This window comes from Aeromonas genomosp. paramedia, assembly GCF_023093515.1.
Taxonomy (GTDB): domain Bacteria; phylum Pseudomonadota; class Gammaproteobacteria; order Enterobacterales; family Aeromonadaceae; genus Aeromonas.
Window position 1 is genome coordinate 86,745 of record NZ_JAAROG010000010.1, and the last position, 15,292, is coordinate 102,036.

Annotated in this window: 14 protein-coding genes; 10 read left to right on the top strand and 4 right to left on the bottom strand. The window is 64.3% G+C overall.

All coding sequences use genetic code 11. The annotated features are described in order from the left end of the window. Positions 1–122: 122 nt before the first annotated feature. From HB860_RS06295 to rnd, 7 genes are all read left to right on the top strand, one after another. Positions 123–365 (top strand): hypothetical protein, encoded by a 243-nt coding sequence (locus HB860_RS06295; RefSeq protein WP_247626070.1) that lies wholly within the window; start codon positions 123–125, stop codon positions 363–365. Positions 366–431: 66 nt separating this feature from the next. Continuing rightward, positions 432–2,342 (top strand): ATP-dependent DNA helicase, encoded by a 1,911-nt coding sequence (locus HB860_RS06300; RefSeq protein ID WP_247626071.1) that lies wholly within the window; start codon positions 432–434, stop codon positions 2,340–2,342. Between the two features lie 217 nt (positions 2,343–2,559). Beyond that, positions 2,560–3,261 (top strand): tRNA (adenosine(37)-N6)-threonylcarbamoyltransferase complex dimerization subunit type 1 TsaB, encoded by a 702-nt coding sequence (gene tsaB / locus HB860_RS06305; RefSeq protein ID WP_247626072.1) that lies wholly within the window; start codon positions 2,560–2,562, stop codon positions 3,259–3,261. A 67-nt stretch (positions 3,262–3,328) separates the two neighbouring features. Then, on the top strand, positions 3,329–3,847 hold the full coding sequence (locus tag HB860_RS06310; RefSeq protein ID WP_202045584.1) for a Slp family lipoprotein: 519 nt from the start codon (positions 3,329–3,331) through the stop codon (positions 3,845–3,847). A 2-nt stretch (positions 3,848–3,849) separates the two neighbouring features. After that, on the top strand, positions 3,850–4,689 hold the full coding sequence (locus HB860_RS06315; protein ID WP_247626073.1) for an alpha/beta fold hydrolase: 840 nt from the start codon (positions 3,850–3,852) through the stop codon (positions 4,687–4,689). 196 nt (positions 4,690–4,885) lie between these two features. Further along, positions 4,886–6,562 (top strand): long-chain-fatty-acid--CoA ligase FadD, encoded by a 1,677-nt coding sequence (fadD, locus tag HB860_RS06320; protein ID WP_348773025.1) that lies wholly within the window; start codon positions 4,886–4,888, stop codon positions 6,560–6,562. Between the two features lie 100 nt (positions 6,563–6,662). Then, on the top strand, positions 6,663–7,775 hold the full coding sequence (gene rnd, locus HB860_RS06325) for a ribonuclease D (RefSeq protein WP_247626075.1): 1,113 nt from the start codon (positions 6,663–6,665) through the stop codon (positions 7,773–7,775). A gap of 218 nt (positions 7,776–7,993) precedes the next feature. Here rnd and HB860_RS06330 read toward each other — a convergent pair whose 3' ends face one another. From HB860_RS06330 to dusC, 4 genes are all read right to left on the bottom strand, one after another. Further along, the gene (locus HB860_RS06330; RefSeq protein ID WP_139434662.1) at positions 7,994–8,362 is read right to left on the bottom strand and encodes a TraR/DksA family transcriptional regulator; all 369 of its coding nucleotides are present in this window, start codon (positions 8,360–8,362) and stop codon (positions 7,994–7,996) included. Between the two features lie 81 nt (positions 8,363–8,443). Beyond that, the gene (locus HB860_RS06335; RefSeq protein WP_247626076.1) at positions 8,444–9,409 is read right to left on the bottom strand and encodes a DMT family transporter; all 966 of its coding nucleotides are present in this window, start codon (positions 9,407–9,409) and stop codon (positions 8,444–8,446) included. 75 nt (positions 9,410–9,484) lie between these two features. Beyond that, a complete protein-coding gene (locus tag HB860_RS06340) occupies positions 9,485–10,312 on the bottom strand; it encodes an AraC family transcriptional regulator (RefSeq protein WP_247626077.1) in 828 nt (275 codons plus the stop codon). A gap of 56 nt (positions 10,313–10,368) precedes the next feature. Next, positions 10,369–11,313, bottom strand: a complete 945-nt coding sequence (dusC, locus tag HB860_RS06345; RefSeq protein WP_139434567.1) for a tRNA dihydrouridine(16) synthase DusC — start codon at positions 11,311–11,313, stop codon at positions 10,369–10,371. Between the two features lie 177 nt (positions 11,314–11,490). Between dusC and HB860_RS06350 the strand changes: the two genes are divergently transcribed. The 3 genes from HB860_RS06350 to dnaX all read left to right on the top strand — a co-directional run bounded on the left by HB860_RS06350 (position 11,491) and on the right by dnaX (position 15,253). Continuing rightward, positions 11,491–11,868 (top strand): YbaN family protein, encoded by a 378-nt coding sequence (locus HB860_RS06350; protein ID WP_042650169.1) that lies wholly within the window; start codon positions 11,491–11,493, stop codon positions 11,866–11,868. 132 nt (positions 11,869–12,000) lie between these two features. Beyond that, entirely contained in the window at positions 12,001–12,546 is a 546-nt protein-coding gene (gene apt / locus HB860_RS06355) for an adenine phosphoribosyltransferase (RefSeq protein WP_042650168.1), read from the top strand. 172 nt (positions 12,547–12,718) lie between these two features. After that, positions 12,719–15,253, top strand: coding sequence for a DNA polymerase III subunit gamma/tau (gene dnaX / locus HB860_RS06360; protein ID WP_247626078.1), 2,535 nt, complete (start codon positions 12,719–12,721; stop codon positions 15,251–15,253). Positions 15,254–15,292: the final 39 nt, after the last annotated feature.

Here is a 15,292-nt window from a genome sequence, read left to right on the forward strand (position 1 = left end):
GCCTGATTTAAACTACCTGCCTTGACAGAAAATGCAACCTGAAATTGTGATTTTACCGATTAAAGTGGAGAAAACGGTTTTCTGGTCGATAACTAATCAAGATAGCCTGAGGAGTGACCACCATGCCCAGCCAGGATCTGTTATTCCCCATCTTGCCGCGCGCGCCGTCGACCCCGAGCCCCGACGACATCAAGCGGGAGGTGACCCAAATCAGCCAGAAGCACCAGCTGCGCAAGATTGGCACTGACAACGGCGGCGCCCAGCAGCACCAGCAGGGGCATCAGCCGGCCAGGCGTGATCAGCCAAAGGCGCAGGAAGATGATCACAAGCCGGATCCGGACCATCAGATCGATCTCTTCGTCTGAACGCATTATCAGTCCCGCTTTCGCCGCGCTTTTGGCATAATGGCCGCTTTTGCGCGGGACGCTCCTTTGACCATCCAGACCCTGTTCAAGCCAGATGGCCCCCTGGCCAGCCATATCGACGGCTTCAAGGCCCGTGCGCCGCAACTGGAGATGGCCGAAGCGGTGGCGCGCGCCATCAAGAGTGGCGGCCGCCTGTTGGTGGAGGCGGGCACCGGCACCGGCAAGACTTACGCCTACCTGGTGCCGGCGCTGGAATCCGGCAAGCGGGTGGTGATAAGCACCGGCTCCAAGAATCTGCAGGAGCAGCTCTTCTACCGGGATCTCCCCACCATCACGGGGGCGCTCTCGTACACCCCGCCGGTGGCCCTGCTCAAGGGGCGCAGCAACTATCTGTGCATCGAGCGGATGAACCGCCTCCTGAGCGAATCTCACCTGCAAAAGCCCGAGATCCTCAGCGATCTGGTGAAGGTGAAGTCCTGGTCCACCGCCACCGACAACGGCGATGTGGGAGACATTCCGGGGCTGCAAGAGAACGCCGAGATCCTCGCCCACGTCACCAGCACCAATGACAACTGCCTCGGTCGCGACTGCCCCTATTACGACGATTGCCATCTGGTGGTGGCCCGGCGCCGGGCCATGGACGCCCAGGTGGTGGTGATCAATCATCACCTCTTCTTCGCCGACATGGCGGTGAAAGACACCGGATTTGGCGAGCTGGTGCCCGAAGCGCAAGTCTATGTGTTCGACGAGGCGCATCAGTTGCCGGAGATCGCCACCAACTATTTCGGCAAGTCGGTGGGCAGCCGCACCATCCTGGATCTGGCGCAGGACATCCAGCTCGCCTATCGCGCCGAGGCCCACGACATGGCCCAGCTCGGCAAGGCGGCGGACAGGCTCTCCATCGCGAGCCAGGACTTGCGCCTCGCCTTCGGGATAGACGGGGGGCGCGGCAATACCCGAGATCTCCTGCGCCAGCCGCTCTGGGGCCAGGCCCTGGCGCGTCTCAACGACGCCATCGGGCTCTGCTACGAGGTGCTGAAACTCGCGCTCGGGCGCGGCGAGCAGCTGGATCACGCCTTCGAGCGAGTCTGCGAGTTGCGCACTCGCCTTGGGGAGGTGCTGGCGGTCAACCAGACAGGTTTCTCCTACTGGTATGACTGCTCCCGGCTGCACTTCTCCCTCAATCTCACCCCGCTGTCGGTGGCCGAGCGATTTGGTGCCGAGGTGCAAAAGCCCGAGGTGGCCTGGATCTTTACTTCCGCCACCCTGACGGTGGACAACCGTTTCGATCACTTCAAGGCGGAGCTGGGGCTGGCGGGCAGCGCCGAGCTTATTCTCGACAGCCCCTTCGACTACGCCGAGCAGGCACGGCTCTGTGTGCCCCGCTATCTGCCGGAGCCCAACGCCTTCGGGCGCGGCGAGCAGCTGGCCAGTCTGATGATCCCCCTCATCAACAAGACGCCGGGAGGCTGCTTCTTCCTCTGCACCAGCCATCAGGTGATGCGCCAGGTGGCCGAAGTGCTGCGCCGGGAGATCGGCCGCACCGTGCTGTTGCAGGGGGAGGACAACAAGCAGCGGCTGCTCAAGACCTTCGTGGAGAACGGGCGCGCCGTGCTGGTGGCCACCAGCAGTTTCTGGGAGGGGATAGACGTGCGAGGGGCGGCATTGTCCTGTGTTATCATCGACAAGCTGCCGTTTGCGAGCCCGGACGACCCGCTGCTCAAGGCGCGGGTGGATGACTGCAAGCTCAAGGGGGGCGATCCCTTCGCCGAGCTGCAGCTGCCCAAGGCGGTGATTGCCTTGAAGCAGGGGGTGGGGCGGCTCATTCGTGATCGCACTGATCACGGCGTGCTGGTCATCTGTGATCCGCGCATGGTCAACAAGCCCTATGGCGCCACCTTCATCAAGAGTCTGCCCGCCATCCCTCGCACCCGGGAACTGGGGTCCCTGGGGCGTTTCTTTGACCGGGGCGACTGAGTCTGCCGGTTATTTCCCAGAGCGGGGGAGCTGGCGCGCCTGGGACGCTGTGTCGAGCGGGATGCTCGGCCTGGGCCGCGTACCCGGCGCGCTCTGCATTCGACCTCAAATGCTGGCGGGTGGCTAGCGATTGACGGATTTGCCATGTTAAGAAAACGGGTGAGCACTGCTCGCTTGCACGTTATGTAATTGACTGATTCTATAGAGATTGTAACCCATGACCGAGTTGAAGATCCTGGCCGTTGATACCGCCACCGAAGCCTGCTCCGCCGCCCTGCTGGTGGGCGACAAGCTGTTCTCCCGTTGGGAAGAGGCGCCGCGGGATCACACCCAAAAAATCCTGCCCATGGTTCAGGCTGTGTTAGACGAGGCCGGGCTATCGTTGGCTGAGCTCGACGCCATCGCCTTCGGGCGCGGACCCGGCTCCTTTACCGGCGTGCGCATCGGGATCAGCGTGGCCCAGGGGCTCGCCTTTGGCGCCGGCGTGCCGCTCATCGGCATCTCGACCCTGGCTGCCATGGCCCAGGGGGCTTATCGTCTGGAGGGGGCAACGCGGGTGCTGACCGCCATCGATGCGCGGATGAACGAGGTCTATTTTGGCCACTACGAGCTGCTTGATGGCCGCATGCAGCTGGTGGGGGAGGAAGTGGTGAGCGATCCCGCCGCGCTGATTGACGCGCGCGGCAAGCTGGCGGGCAGCCTGAGCTGCGTCGGGACCGGCTTTGAAACCTATGGCGAGACGCTCAACGCGCTGGCCGACGAGCTGGCGGTGAGCCAGGTGCGTTTCCCGGCGGCGGTCGACATGCTGCCCCTGGCACGCACTGCCTGGCTGGCGGGGGAGGCGGTGGCTGTGGAGCAAGCAACCCCTGTCTATCTGCGCGACAAGGTGACCTGGAAAAAACTGCCGGGTCGCGAGTGACATCCAACGGCGAGCCGCGACTCGACGCCAGTGTGTGAAGGCGGGCGGCGCGGACAAGGAGAGGCAAATGATGAAACGCGTGATCATGCTGGGCCTGACGGGGCTGCTGCTCGGCGGCTGCAGCACTGTGCCCAAGGAGCTGGCCTATGAGCCGGAAAGCCAGCTGGTGGCCTATCAACCTGCCCTGCAGGGGATGGAGGGCAAGCCTGCGCGCTGGAGCGGCGTCATCTCGGCGGTGCACAACGAGCAGGATCAGAGCGTCATCGAGGTGGTCTACCTGCCGCTCAAAGCCAACGGCGTACCGACCCAGACGGAGCAGAGCCCGGGGCGTTTTCTGGCCGTCATGAAGGGGTTTGTGGATCCGACGCTCTATGCCAAGGGGCGCAGCCTGACGGTGCTCGGCACCCTGGACAAGCCGGTGGACAGCCAGATAGGCAATCACAAGTATCGCTTCTCAGTGCTCAAGGTCACCGCCAGCAAGCTGTGGCCGCCGGTGAAGGAGGTGGAGATCCGCTACATGGACCCCTACTTCTACGACCCCTTCTATGATCCCTTCTGGCCAAGACGCCACTACTCCCGCTGGTGATCATGGAAGAGCGCTTCCTCACCCTGTCCGATGGACGGCGCATCGCCCTGCTGGATAACGGCCGGCAGGGCAAGCCCCTGGTCATTGCCCTGCACGGCTGGCTCGACAACGGCGCCAGCTTCCTGCCCCTTGCCCTTTATCTCACCGATTTCCATCTCATCAGCGTCGACTTGCCCGGGCATGGCCATTCGGATCACAAACCGACCCCCTATGTCTTCGTCGACTGGCTCGACGATCTGCACCAGATTGTCCAGGCTGCGGGCTGGCAGCGTTTCACCCTGCTCGGCCATTCGCTGGGGGCCCTGATCGCCAGCGCCTATGCCGGGGTCTTCCCCGAGCAGATAGTGCGGCTCATCCTGCTGGAGGGGTTGGGGCCGCTCAGCCAACCCGATGAGGAGGTGCCTGCCCAGTTGCGGCGGGCCATCCTCAACCGCAGCCGCACTCGCGAGCGGGCGTCCGGTGGCTTTGTCTCCCTCGACGAGGCGGTGGCGGCCCGCTGCAAGGTGGCTGACATCTCCCCGGTGGCGGCGCGCCTTATCTGCGAGCGCCAGCTGGAGGCGCGGGAAGGGCGCTGGCACTGGCGCAGCGATCCCCGTCTGCGGGATCTCTCGCCCATGCGCATGAGCGAGGGCCAGGCCCAGGCGCTGATCCGGGCCATCGCCTGCCCTGTGCTCTTCATCCGGGGCGAGCAGGGGTTCCAGAGTCTGCTGGCGCAGTGGCAACTGCGGGGGCCGGCCTTTGGCCAGATTGAAATGGTACAGGTGGCGGGAAATCATCACTTCCATATGGAAAATTCGGCAAAAACCGCCGTTTATATCGAAAACTTCTGTCAGATCCGGTAGGATCGCCGGCTTTGGATCATGTCAGGTTTGCTTTCTCCCTCACACTTCTCGTTGTTAATTCGCTGTTAATCGATGTTGCCTTATGTAACTATGTGCGGCATTAGAGCTGTAGCTTAAAACAACTGATTGAAATGGATGTGACAGGGACGGAGGCAACACAGTGAGCGCACAGGTGCTAGTTATGCAGGAGAAGTTCGTGGAAAGAGTCTGGCTGAAGCGTTATCCAGAAGGGGTGCCCGCCGAGATCAATCCAGACCAATACGGCTCCCTGGTCGAGATGTTTGAAGAGTCGGTGGCCCAGTTTGCCGACCAGCCCGCCTTCGTCAACATGGGGCAGACCATTACCTACCGCCGGCTGGAAGAGCAGTCCCGTGCCTTTGCCGCCTACCTGCAAAACGAGCTCAAGCTCGGCAAGGGCGACAGGGTGGCGGTGATGATGCCGAACCTGCTGCAATACCCCATCGCCGTGTTCGGCATACTGCGGGCCGGCATGACGGTGGTCAACGTCAACCCCCTCTATACCCCGCGCGAGCTGGAGCATCAGCTGAAAGACTCCGGCGCCAAGGCCATCGTCATCGTCTCCAACTTCGCCCATACCCTGGAGAAGGTGGTCTACGACACCCCGGTCAAGCACGTGATCCTGACCCGCATGGGGGACAACCTCGGCCTGGCCAAGGGCACCCTGGTCAACTTCGTGGTCAAGTACGTCAAGAAGCTGGTGCCCAAATACAATCTCCCGCACGCCAGCACCATGCGCCAGGCCCTGGCCAAGGGGCGCTACCTGCAGTACATCAAGCCGGAGATCAGCAACCAGGACATCGCCTTCCTGCAATACACAGGCGGCACCACGGGCCTCTCCAAGGGGGCCATGCTGACTCACCGCAACATGATTGCGAACGTGGAGCAGTGCCTCGGTGTCTATGGTCCCGTGCTGGAGCGGGGCAAGGAGTTCGTGGTCACGGCGCTGCCGCTCTACCACGTCTTCGCCCTGACGGTGAACTGCCTGCTGTTCATGCGCCTGGGTGGCTACAACCTGCTCATCAGCAATCCCCGCGACATCCCGGGCTTTGTCAAAGAGATCAAGAAGTACCCCTTCACCTGTATCACAGGGGTCAACACCCTGTTCAACGCCCTGGTCAACAACGGCGAGTTCCAGGGCATGGACTTCTCCCGCCTCAAGCTCACCATAGGCGGCGGCATGGCGGTGCAGCGGGCGGTGGCCGAGCAGTGGAAGGCGCTGACCCGGACCCCGCTGCTGGAAGGCTATGGCCTGACCGAGTGTTCACCCCTGGTGAGCGTCTGCCCCTACGATCTGGTGGATTACAACGGCTCCATCGGTCTGCCGGTCTGCTCCACCGAGATCCGGCTGGTGGATGACAAGGGGTTGGTTATAACCGAGCTGGGCGCCCCCGGCGAGATGCAGGTGCGCGGCCCCCAGGTGATGACGGGCTACTGGCAGCGTCCCGAGGCGACCGCCGAGGTGATGCAGGATGGCTGGCTCTGTACCGGCGACATCGCCGTGTGCGACCAGCAGGGCTTCTTCAAGATCGTCGATCGCAAGAAGGACATGATCCTGGTCTCCGGCTTCAACGTCTATCCGAACGAGATTGAAGACGTGGTGGCGCTCCATCCCAAGGTGCTGGAAGTGGCTGCCGTCGGCGTGCCTAACCCGGTTTCCGGCGAGCTGGTGAAAATCTTCGTGGTCAAGAAAGATGCAAAGCTGACAGAGGACGAGATAATTGCCCACTGCCGCAAACATCTGACTGCCTATAAGGTGCCGAAACTGGTAGAATTTCGCGACGAACTTCCCAAGACCAATGTGGGCAAGATCCTGCGGCGCGTGCTGCGCGACGAGGAGATTGCCAAGCAGTAACCGGCATGCACTGCTCTGCAGTCAAGCGCTGTCGTTATGCAAAACCGTGGGTCATGCCACGGTTTTTTCTTTCTGGGTCCCGACCAACGTGCAGGCAAAGATGCAATATCAACTCATTTCACAGCAAGCCGAACTGGAGCAGTATCTCGCTTCCCTGGCCGACGTTCCCCTGGCCATAGATACCGAATTCGTTCGCACCCGTACCTACTATCCCCAGCTCGGTCTGTTCCAGATCTATGACGGCGAACGCCTCGCCCTGCTGGATCCCCTGACCCTGGATCTCTCCGGCCTGTGGCAGCGACTCGGCCGGGCAGGGCAGATCGCCATACTGCACGCCTCCGGTGAAGATCTGGAGCTCATCCAGCATCAGGCGGGCCACCTGCCCAACCAGATGCACGACACCCAGCTCGCGACGGCATTTCTGGGGTACGGCGTCTCGGTGGGCTTCGGCGCCCTGGTCAACGAGTTCCTCGGGGTGACCCTGGAAAAGGATCAGGCCCGCACCGACTGGCTGGCCCGTCCCCTGACCGCGCGCCAGCTCGAGTACGCGGCGGCGGATGTCTTCTACCTGATGCCCCTCTACGAGAAGGTGATGGCCAGGCTGCATGAAAGCGGCAAGTTTGCCTGGTTCGAGCAGGAGTGCCAGAACCACTCCGCCCGCAAGACCCAGGGCAGCGATCCCCGTCAGGCCTACCTCGAGATCATCAACGCCTGGCAACTGGGTCGGCGCGAACTGGCCATTCTGCGCGAGCTCGCCGCCTGGCGCCAGCAAGAGGCGGTGCGCCGGGATCTGGCCCTGAACTTCGTGGTCAAGGAGCTGCACCTGTTCAAGGTGGCGGAGCGCCGACCCACTTCATTGCGGGATCTCAACGAGCTGGGGCTGGCCCCCATCGAGATCAAGATCCACGGCAAGCGGATGCTGGACATCGTCGCCTCTGCCCAGCAGAGCGATCCTGACAGCTGGCCAGAGCCCATTCGCCGGCTGGTGGACTTCCCCCAGTACAAGGCCGAGCTCAAGCGCATCAAGGCCATGGTGGAAGAGAAGGCCAAGGCCAGCAACATCCCGCCGGAGCTGGTGGCCAGCAAGAAGATCATCCACCAGTACTTCACCTGGAGCTGGCGGATGAGCGCCGAGGAGCGGGCACGCGCCGACAAGCCCATGCTGCTGCAAGGCTGGCGTCATGAGCTGGTGGGGCATCTGCTGGCCCAGTAACCTGGGTATCCCGACGTCGTGAGTCGGAAGGCCATATCCGGCATGAAGAGGTGAAAAGGGGAGTCAATGACTTCCCTTTTTTGCGTCCGTTGCTGCCCGGCCACCCGGGCGAACAGGCATGAGCACCCCTGGCGCCGGGTTTGTCCCGGGGATCGGGCGGGCAAGGGAAACGGGGAGGGGAGTCACAGATAAAATGGCGGGCACAAAGGGTGCCCCCATCAGAGTTCGTGGGCGTGGAATCCCTTGCGATAGCGGGCTTCGCAGCGCGGGCAGCGTTGCAGGCTGGGATCCTGATCCAGCTGGTCGATGGCGAGCGGCTCCTCGCAATCGGAGCAGAGGCCATAGAGACCCAGCTCCATCTGGCAGAGTGCCGCGTCGAGGCGTTTCAGCCGTGCCACGCTCGACTCCACCTTGGGCAAGTCGAGGCGACTGGTCAGATCCACCAGTTGATCCCGCTCGCAGCTTCCCACTTTTTGGGCCCAGTCGTCGCGACGACAGGCCTTGAGCTGAGCAATCAGCGCTTCTCTCGTTTGCGCCCAATCGGTCAGCAGGCGCTCACGCCATTCGGCCAACCGGGCTTGCGTCACTTCACACACAACAGCCCCCAAAGACGAGTGATAAAACTCGGCCAGTATAGGGAAATCCGCGGTTTATCAAGATGACATGAGTCAAGTTAACCGTGCTTTGACGGGTTTTTCCGGCTGGTGTCGCGGCTTGCCGGTGATCACGTAGAGCACCCCCACCACCAGGCAGACGACGCCCACCAGGGTGCTCATGGTCGGCATGACCCCGCGCAGCATGAAGGCGTAGAGCAGCCCCGCCAGGGTTTCGAACACGATGAGCGGCCCCACCAGCACGGTCGGCAGGCGCTGGCTCGCCTCGTTCCAGCACAGGGTGCCGAGCCAGGAGCAAAAGAGCCCTACCGCCCCCATCAGCAGCACGAAGCGCAGGGGCGTCGGCCCGAAGGGCAGGGGAAAGTCCGGTACGCTCAGGGCGAGATGGCCGAGACTGCCGAGGTAGGCAATGAGCGCCACCGGCAGGGTCACCAGCCCCTGGGCGGTGGCCCAGACGATTGGGCTGCGGCCCGGGTGCTCGCGTAGCCAGCGGGCGTTGCGCAGGGGATACCAGGTCCAGCACAGCACGGCGGCCGCCGCCAGGGCGAGCCCGAACAGCTGCTCGGTGCGCGCCTCTGCCTGCCAGGTCAGCTCGGCGTGGTTGACCAGATAGAGGCCGGCTCCCATCAGCAGCAGGGCCGGGTAGAGGCGGGCGCGGGAGAGGCGGCCGTCCCGTGCGCCATAGAGGCAGTTGGCGGCCAGGGCCGTCACCACTGGCAGGGTGCCGATGATCATGGCCGCCAGCGGCGAGCCGATGCGCAAGATGGCCCCCGACAGGCAAAAGTAGTAGATGAGGTTCCCCACCAGGGTGAGGGCGAGGGCCTCGCGCCAATCGCGGGTCGAGAGGGCCGCCAGGCGTTTGCGGGCCTGCCAGGCGAACGGCAGCACGATGAGGCCGAAGGCGAGGTAGCGGCCGCTGGCGAGCAGGGCGGGGGGATAGCCGTCCACCAGCAGGGGGGCGACGAAGATGAGCCCCCACATCAGGCCGGCCAGCAGGGCAAACAAGACTCCGAGCAACATTTTCCATTTCCGGTGGAGAAGAAGGAGGCCAGCCTAGCAGGCGGGGAAGGGCGGCGTATTGAACCAGATTGCGCTTTAGCGGCCGGCCTGCACCTGTTTCTGGTAGCGCCCCGGGGTGGTGCCATAGCGGCGCAGGAAGGCGCGGTTGAGATGAGACTGATCGGCCAGACCACAGGCGGCGGCGACCTCGGCGGCGGGCAGGCCGGCGGCCAGCCACCCCTTGGCGCGCTGCAGGCGGATGGCCATCAGCATCTGCTGGGGGGTGACGTGAAAGCGGGCCTTGAAGCTGCGCTGGAAGTGGTAGGGGCTGAGGTTCACCGCCCCGGCCAGCTCTGTCAGGGTGATGGGGCGGGCGAAGTACGCCTGCATATAGTCGATGGCGCGGCCCAGAGGATGGGCTGCTTCGCGTGGGGCCGTCAGGGCCCGGGCGTGTGGGCGCAGGGTGTCGCACACGCTCAGCAGCAGGCCGTCGGCGGCGAGCTCGCTGTCACAGTGCCAGAGGGCGTCCAGGGTCGCTTGCAGGACGGGGGCGGCGTGCGGATCGCTTCGCACTGCCTCGGCGAAATACCAGCCGCGCTCGCCGCTGATGGCCTCGAGCCGATCGGCGGGCAGGTAGAGCATGCGATAGCGCCACCCCTGCTCGCAGGCAGCCTCGCCCGTGTGTAGTTCATCGGGGTTCATCAGCACCAGGCTGCCGGGGCCCGCCAGGAGCTGGCTGCCACGATAGCGAAAACGCTCGGCGCCACACTCGATGACACCGAGGCCAAACCCCTCGTGGCTATGGGGATCGAAGGTGTGGTGCTGGATGTGGGCGCGGTAGAGCTCGGTCGCAGGCTGGCCAGGCAGGGCGCGAAAATCGGCCCTGTCGTGCTGATGGGTAAATGTGACCGGTACTCCCTGCATCCTGACCTCCTGTCATTGAGCCTTCATCATAGGGCGCCGCGGGGCGGCGGCCAAGACTAGGCCCGTGCGGCGCACTCGCGCTCGAGGGCTGTCCGGATCTCGTCCGCGGTCTTGATGGTGCGGATGCGGCGAAACAGCTCATCGGCCTGGGGGTATTCCCGCACTATGTAGGAGAACCACTGCTTGATGCGGCTGGGGTAGTAGTCGGCCTTGTCGCTCGCCAGATCCTGCTCGGTATAGGCCACCATCAGCTGCAGCACCTCGGCCCAGCTCATGTGGGCACAGCCGGTTTTCATCACGTTGGCCAGGTTGGGCAGGGAGATGGCGCCGCGGCCCACCATGAGGGCGTCGCAGCCGGAGACGCCGGCGCAGGCGAGGGCATCCTTGTGATCCCAGATCTCGCCGTTGGCGGTCACCGGAATGGGCAGGGCGCGGCGGATGAGATCCACGTATTCCCAGTGCGCCGGCGCCTTGTAGCCTTCCCGCTTGGTGCGGGCATGGACGGCCAGTTCATTGGCGCCCCCCTGATAGACCGCCTGGGCGTTGTCCATGTAGAGCGCCTTGTCGTCGTACCCCAGACGGATCTTGGCGCTCACCGGCAGGTGGGCAGGGACGGCTTCGCGCACCGCCTTGACGATGCGATAGACGGTCTCGGGCTCCTTGAGCAGCACGGCCCCCCCCTTGCTCTTGTTGACCGTGGGGGCGGGGCAGCCGAAGTTGAGATCGACCCCGGGGGAGCCCAGCTCGATGGCGCGCACCGCATTCTCTGCCAGCCATTCGGGGTGCTGGCCCAGCAGCTGCACCCGCACCGGGGTGCCGGCACGGGTCTTGCCGTCCTGCTTGAGTTCGGGGCAGAGGCGATGGAACACCTTGGCGGGCAGCAGCTGATCGACGACCCGGATGAACTCGCTGACACAGAGGTCGTAATCGTTGACGGAGGTGAGTACCTCCCGCATCAGGTGATCCAGCACCCCCTGCATGGGGGCCAAAATAACGCGCATAGCTGCTTCCGAAGACAAGGGGAGAAAAAAGAGCGCAGATTGTAGTGGCAATGGCTGGCGTTGTCAGCCGTCTGCCCACTCGATGAGCCTAATCGACTGCCGCTGCATGGGCCGGACTGTCAGCTTCCGGGCCAACTCTGTTAGGCTAAAGGCAGAGATGCATTCAGAGGAGTACCCATGAAACGCTGGTGTCTGATGGCCCTGGGCTGGCTCGCCTTCGCCACCGGGATAGTCGGGATAGTCCTGCCCCTGCTGCCGACCACCCCCTTCATGTTGCTGGCGGCGGCCCTCTTTGCCCGCTCGTCACCCCGTTTTCACCGCTGGCTGCTGGCGCACCCCTGGTTCGGACCCCCCATCCATGACTGGCAGTTGTATCGCGGCATTCGGCGCCATGCCAGACGCCGTGCCATCGTCTTCATCCTGCTCTCCTTCTCGGTGTCGCTGCTGGTGGTGCCGCTGCCCTGGGTGAGGTTGCTGCTGGTTGTCATAATGGTGATCCTGCTCACCTGGTTAATGCGTCTGCCGGTGCTGGAGCCGGTTGCAATGGAGAAGTGAAATCCCTAAGCTATTGCGGCAATAATGCTATGGAGTCGGCCTGTCATTTTTTGCATGACGGGCCTTTTTATTGCCCGCTGGCGGGCAACGCAAGAGACGCCACGCCTGGGCTCAAAAATAAGCGGTCAAATAATGAATCCGGATACCCTGAAGTTTATCGAAGCGAGCATCAAGACCATTCCCGACTATCCGAAGCCGGGCATCCTGTTTCGCGACATCACCAGCCTGATCGAGAATGCCGAGGCCTTCAAGGCCACCATAGATCTGCTGGCCGAGCATTATCGTGATCAAGGGATCACCAAGATCGTCGGCACCGAGGCCCGCGGTTTCATCTTCGGCGCCCCTGTGGCCTTCGCCATGGGACTGGGCTTCGTGCCGGTTCGCAAGCCTGGCAAGCTGCCCCGCGCCATCATCGAAGAGTCCTATGCCCTCGAGTACGGCACCGACACCCTGCAACTGCACACCGACGCCATAGTGCCCGGTGACAAGGTGCTGGTGGTGGACGATCTGCTGGCCACTGGCGGCACCGTCGATGCCACCGTCAAGCTCATTCGCCGCGCCGGCGGTGAAGTCGCCGATGCGGCCTTCATCATCTCCCTGCCGTCGCTGGGTGGTGATGCCCGCCTGACCGCCGCTGGCGTCAAGGTGGTCTCGCTGGTCGAGCTCGCGGGCGAGTAAGGCCCCTGGCAGGCGGGCCTCGTCAACCCGCCAATGCCCCGAACCGGTGCCTGAACGGGCACCGGTTTGAAAATCAAGCGATCCCTCCCACGGCGGCCGATAGCCCATACAGCCCGCCCTCCATTTGTGTTAGCATCCTGCCTCAATGCCTCGTTTTCCAGCATCGAGATCTATGAGCTATCAGGTTCTGGCGCGTAAATGGCGCCCCCATACGTTTGAACAAGTGGTTGGCCAGCAACATGTGCTGACCGCCTTGACCAATGCCCTGGATCAGGGACGGCTGCATCATGCCTACCTGCTGAGCGGCACCCGCGGGGTCGGCAAGACCACCATCGCCCGCATCCTGGCCAAGAGCCTCAACTGCGAGCAGGGGATCAGCAGCCACCCGTGCGGCGTATGCGACACCTGTCGCGAGATCGATCAGGGCAACTTCGTCGATCTGCTGGAGATCGATGCGGCGTCCCGCACCAAGGTGGAAGACACCCGGGAGCTGCTCGACAACGTGCAGTACCGCCCGGCCCGCGGCCGCTTCAAGGTGTACCTCATCGATGAGGTGCACATGCTGTCGCGTCACAGCTTCAATGCGCTGCTCAAAACCCTGGAAGAGCCGCCTCCCTATGTGAAGTTCCTGCTGGCCACCACGGATCCGCAGAAGCTCCCCATCACCATCTTGTCCCGCTGCCTGCAGTTCCACTTGAAGAGCCTGGATCAGACCCAGATCGCCAGGCAGCTCGAATGGGTGCTGGATCAGGAAGGTCAGCCGTTCGAGCCCCGCGCCCTGCTGGCCCTGGCCAAGGCCGCCGACGGCAGCATGCGCGATGCCCTGAGCCTCACCGATCAGGCGCTGGCCCACGGCAACGGCAGCGTGCGTCTGGAGAGCGTGCTGACCATGCTGGGCACCCTCGACCATCACCATCTGCATCAGTTGCTGGAGGCTGTCCTGCGCCAGGATGCCCCGGCCACCATGGCCAAGATCACCGAAATCGCCACCCTGGGACCGGACTTCGATCAGCTCCACGCCGAGCTGGAAGCCTTGCTCCATCGCGTCGCCATGGCCCAGTTGCTGCCAGCCAGCGTGCAGGAGCAGGGAGCGGATGCCGATGCCTTGCTGCAGCTGGCGGGAGCCATGAGCCCGGAAGAGGTGCAGCTCTGCTACCAGATAGTGCTGGGGGGCCGCAAGGATTTGCCCTGGGCGCCCGATGGCCGCACCGCGCTGGAGATGACCTGCCTGCGGATGCTGGCGTTCTCGCCGCGCCGCGAGGCGGTGCACCCCGCCAATCTGAGTGCCTTGCCCGTGTCCATGGGCGCACAGCCCGGAGCGGGGAGGGAGGCCGTATCGGCCCTGCCGGGAAAGCCGTCAGGGGCTGAGCCAGCCCCGCATCAGGCCGCAGCGGCGGCCAGCATGGCCGCGCCCGCAGCCCTGGCGCCGACAGCGCCGCTCTTGTCGGTTCAGGCAGATGAGCCGGCAGCCGACGACGATGAGGCGAGCGCCGCCCTCTTTGCCGAGCAGCAAGAGCTGCTGCAAGCCGCCCAGCGGATGGGGTACGAGGCGCAGCCGATGCAGCCTGAGCCCGAGATCGGTGGCGCCCCCCGGACTCAGGAAGCGCAGCCCCCTGAACCCGAGCCGCCGGTTGCCTCCCATGAGGCGGTCCGGCCGACGGCGGCTCCTGCCATAGCCCCTGAACCCGAGGCGGCCCCCTCGGCGGCCTCCAGCATGCAGAGCCTGCTGGGCAAGCGCAATCTGCTGCGCAGCCGGCTGCGGGGGGACGCCGGGGCGGCAGCCGTCTCTGCCCCTCCCAGGGCGACGCCGAGCAAACCGGCTGCGCCCGTGGCCACGGCCGCCGTGCCACCTGTGGCGCCAGCACCCTCTGCGCCTGCCAGGCAGGCCGCCGCGGCGCCCGCCTATGGCGGGCCCATGACGGGCTATGAGGATCTGCCGCCCCTCGAGGCCTATGACGACAGCAGCAGCGATTACGAGGAGTATCTGAGTCAGGGCTTTGGCGACGGGCCGGCCAGTGCCCCCGCAGCGCAAGCGGCGCCAGCGCCCAGTGCAGCGCAGAAGGCCAATCCCGCCTCGGATGACTTGCCCCCCTGGGATCTGGACGGCGCACCCGCCAGCGCTGCCGCTGCTACCGTCGCCGCTGTACCGGCAACGCCGGTTGCGACGCCTCTGTCTGTGCCCGAAATTGCTGTGCCCGAAAATGCGCAGCCCACGACCGCCCAGGTGATGGAGACCATCGACTGGGATGAGCTGGAGAGTGACGCCCAGCCGGCGGAGGGGGAGGAGATCGCTCGCCTGATCCCCTCTTCCCTGCTGGTCAATTGCGGCGACGCTTGGGCCGAGCTCATCGCCCGCACCGGGGTCGGTGGCCGGTTGCGTCAGCTCGCCATCAACTCTGTGATGACCCGGCAGGGGGAGCTGGTGTCCCTGGTGCTCAAGCCGGAGCAGCGCCATCTGGTCAGCGACAGAGCCCTGGCCGATCTGGCCGGTATCATAGGCCCGGAGTTCGGACAGGCGGTGCGTGTCGAGGTGACCCTGGGCACGGATCCGGCGCGGGAGACGCCGCTCGAGATCGAGCATCGCCTCTATCTGGGGGTGCGTGAGCAGGTGAGCCGGGATCTGGCGGACGATCCCAACGTGCAGTTCCTGCAGCAGCGCTTCGGCGCCGTGCTCCATCCCGAGAGCATCGAGCCCCTGAGCCGCTGAGCGCTAAGAGTTAAATCCCATGCCGGGACCCGAGTCCCG

What these genes read in the sequence shown, in the direction of transcription:
- rnd (WP_247626075.1), top strand. Translation starts at nt 6,663, where the DNA reads ATGCAATATCAACTCATTTCACAGCAAGCCGAACTGGAGCAGTATCTC.
- HB860_RS06350 (WP_042650169.1), top strand. Translation starts at nt 11,491, where the DNA reads ATGAAACGCTGGTGTCTGATGGCCCTGGGCTGGCTCGCCTTCGCCACC.
- HB860_RS06335 (WP_247626076.1), bottom strand. Translation starts at nt 9,409, where the DNA reads ATGTTGCTCGGAGTCTTGTTTGCCCTGCTGGCCGGCCTGATGTGGGGG.
- HB860_RS06315 (WP_247626073.1), top strand. Translation starts at nt 3,850, where the DNA reads ATGGAAGAGCGCTTCCTCACCCTGTCCGATGGACGGCGCATCGCCCTG.
- tsaB (WP_247626072.1), top strand. Translation starts at nt 2,560, where the DNA reads ATGACCGAGTTGAAGATCCTGGCCGTTGATACCGCCACCGAAGCCTGC.
- dnaX (WP_247626078.1), top strand. Translation starts at nt 12,719, where the DNA reads ATGAGCTATCAGGTTCTGGCGCGTAAATGGCGCCCCCATACGTTTGAA.
- HB860_RS06295 (WP_247626070.1), top strand. Translation starts at nt 123, where the DNA reads ATGCCCAGCCAGGATCTGTTATTCCCCATCTTGCCGCGCGCGCCGTCG.
- dusC (WP_139434567.1), bottom strand. Translation starts at nt 11,313, where the DNA reads ATGCGCGTTATTTTGGCCCCCATGCAGGGGGTGCTGGATCACCTGATG.
- HB860_RS06340 (WP_247626077.1), bottom strand. Translation starts at nt 10,312, where the DNA reads ATGCAGGGAGTACCGGTCACATTTACCCATCAGCACGACAGGGCCGAT.
- apt (WP_042650168.1), top strand. Translation starts at nt 12,001, where the DNA reads ATGAATCCGGATACCCTGAAGTTTATCGAAGCGAGCATCAAGACCATT.
- HB860_RS06310 (WP_202045584.1), top strand. Translation starts at nt 3,329, where the DNA reads ATGATGAAACGCGTGATCATGCTGGGCCTGACGGGGCTGCTGCTCGGC.